This is a genomic window from Atopobium sp. BS2 (assembly GCF_000565075.1).
In the GTDB taxonomy this organism is placed as follows: domain Bacteria; phylum Actinomycetota; class Coriobacteriia; order Coriobacteriales; family Atopobiaceae; genus Lancefieldella.
The window spans coordinates 1-2,635 of the sequence record NZ_JDFG01000035.1; the positions used below are offsets into that span (position 1 = coordinate 1).

A 2,635-nucleotide genomic window follows, 5' to 3' on the forward strand; every position below is an offset into this window, starting at 1 on the left:
CGATATCATTAACGTGACTATTGAATCATTTGATGACCTTGAAAGCACAATTACGCCAGGTATGGTTACTTTCACGGACCTCTTTATTCACACGAGCTATAACCGAGATAAAGGCGGCAACATTATCTGGTTTACAGCTTCCGATGTTAAGAAGGTGAAGTAACTATGGTAGATGAGTCTAGAAAGTTTCCAGCTAAAGGCGACCAGTTGCTTGGTGCTGTGTATCGTGACTTTTTAAGTCGTAATCGTCTTCTTGAATATATTGAAGCTTGTGATGAGATGGATTATCAGAATTCTTTATCTAGTTGGCTTCAATTTGCTCTAAAGGTTGTTGAGTTATTCAGTGAGAGTAAAGCGCTGGATATTGGACGTCTTAAAAACGTTGAACTTCTTGATAAGAAATTGGATGCTGTACTAGCGGAAATTACAAACTTTTCAGATGTTAAAAAACAGTTGGTTCAAGATAAGCGTGATACTGCTTCGGAACTTAGGATTGCAAAGAACCAAATAGATGATGCCGATAAAAAGATTGTGGCATTAAAGGATAAAAATACAGACCTAAAAAACGAATTAAGCGATTGCAAGTATTACGCTTGTAAACTTGCTGACCAGCTAGTGCGATATGAAGAGTCGCCGCTTAACTGGTTCATCATCAAATACGAAGAGCATAAGCATGGTCGTGATGGCTATTTGAGTCGTGCCGTTAATGAATTTGCTCGTAAGGAGTAACTAGTCCCTATGGCTGACGCGGAATGACGACAAGCGGAACGTTTAGTGTAGCGCGAAGGAATGAAGTGTCAGCCTAAGAGGGTTATAGGGACGAAGTCCCTATCCTTGCCAATCTAAATTGGTTGAATGCGTACGGAATCAAAATATGGATTTAACGAATCGGATCCATAGAGGATATCCGCTCGCTCTCAGTGAGTATTTAAAAAGAATGCCCACCACACAAAGTAGTGGGCGGGCTAGTGTAAAATAATGGCAGTGGCTATTCGAATTGCCGTTCGAATAGCGACGAAAACCGAGGTGGTGAAGTCGATTAACGTCCCATAGATATAAGTATAGCGTCTTTCTGTGGAACTTCAAAGACATTACACACCTCCTGAACAGGAGGTTTTATTTTGGCGGACAAGAGAAAACGTAACTGGGTTTTTGTTCTGTATCCAGAAAGTGCTCCAGAAAATTGGAGACAGATTTTAAGAGATATGCTTGTCCCTGGATATGTTTCTCCACTTCACTGTGATGATGTAAACGCAGATGGAGAACATAAAAAAGAGCATTACCACGTAATCCTTACCTTTAAAGGTGTTAAGACTTTTGAGCAAGTTAAAGAGATTACAGATAAACTGAATGCCACTCGTCCAGAAGAATGTAAAGATATCCGTGCTTATGCAAGATATTTGTGCCACTTAGATAACCCAGAGAAGGCACAATATAACGTTTCTGATGTTGAGTGCCTTGGAGGTACTGATTACCTAGAAACAACAAAATCAGCAGCTGATACAGATACAGCTATTGGCGAGATGATGGATTGGTGTCTTGAACAGGGATGTTATTCATTCTTTAGATTAGCTTTATATGCTCGGCAATATCGAACTGATTGGTTTAGAGTTCTCACCAGTAGCAGAACTGTGTTTTTAGTGGCTTGGCTTAAGTCTATGCAATGGGAAATGAATCAAGGTACTTTTGACGGTTACGTTGAGGACGAGAATATTCCAAATTCGGATATTCCAGATTCGGATATCTAGGGATACGTACATGGGGGAGGTACTACGACCCTCCCCCATGTGTCCATTGTTCATTGTTCATGCAGGTTATGGACTAGTAACAATCTGTTACTAGTGAGATTTTGGTGTGTCTTAAAGATTGCTATGTTGCGTATAGTTACAAATGAGTAAAATTTGCTTTAATGTAACGTTTGCTCTATAATTACACAAGTAACCGTTTATGTGATTGGAGGTGTTAAATATGGATACTACTGATGTCGATAGAGTTCGTGGGAGAGTGGTTTTGAGGAAAGGTGATTTTGAGCGAGTTGATACTGATAGGGTTAGTTTTACGATGTCCTGTTCGGATATTGAAGAAGTTAGAGATATTTCTGAGAAACTTCATGTGCCGATGACTCACGTTTTTAGAGCTTTGGTTAAGTGCGGAATTATTTACTACAACGATAACGTGGGAAAGCAGTGGATAGGCTGGGACGAGGAAATTCAAGAACCAATCGAACGTGAAGGTTGGCGAGAAGACGCTAGAAAATTCAAAAAGTACGGATTTATTCGTTAAGAAAAAAGTCGTCACTTGCGTAACGACTATCGGCAAAATAATCATAACGCAAGTTGGCGGCTTGGACATATATCAAACACAAATAGAAAGGATTAATTATGTCCAAGTTTAAGTTGTTAAATAATGACTTCATTGCTCTAGGGGTCAGCCAGAAATTTAAGTATGGTACAGATAATGAGCAGGACGTTTCAGCAAGCGGAACGCCTAAATGGCGAGTACAAGCAATTCCTTGTGACTCTGGTGACCAAAAGCCCGATATCATTAACGTGACTATTGAATCATTTGATGACCTTGAAAGCACAATTACGCCAGGTATGGTTACTTTCACGGACCTCTTTATTCACACGAGCTA

4 protein-coding genes are annotated in these 2,635 nt (G+C 40.0%); all 4 read left to right on the top strand.

The annotated features are described in order from the left end of the window. Positions 1 to 165 precede the first annotated feature (165 nt). Positions 166 to 729, top strand: a complete 564-nt coding sequence (locus HMPREF1492_RS04545) for a hypothetical protein (RefSeq protein WP_035436400.1) — start codon at positions 166 to 168, stop codon at positions 727 to 729. Positions 730 to 1,121: 392 nt separating this feature from the next. Next, a complete protein-coding gene (locus tag HMPREF1492_RS04550; protein WP_049906802.1) occupies positions 1,122 to 1,748 on the top strand; it encodes a replication protein in 627 nt (208 codons plus the stop codon). A gap of 220 nt (positions 1,749 to 1,968) precedes the next feature. After that, positions 1,969 to 2,283, top strand: coding sequence for a hypothetical protein (locus HMPREF1492_RS04555; protein WP_032734301.1), 315 nt, complete (start codon positions 1,969 to 1,971; stop codon positions 2,281 to 2,283). Positions 2,284 to 2,381: 98 nt separating this feature from the next. Then, positions 2,382 to 2,635 (top strand): hypothetical protein (locus HMPREF1492_RS04560; RefSeq protein WP_035436402.1); only part of this gene is annotated, 254 nt, incomplete at its 3' end.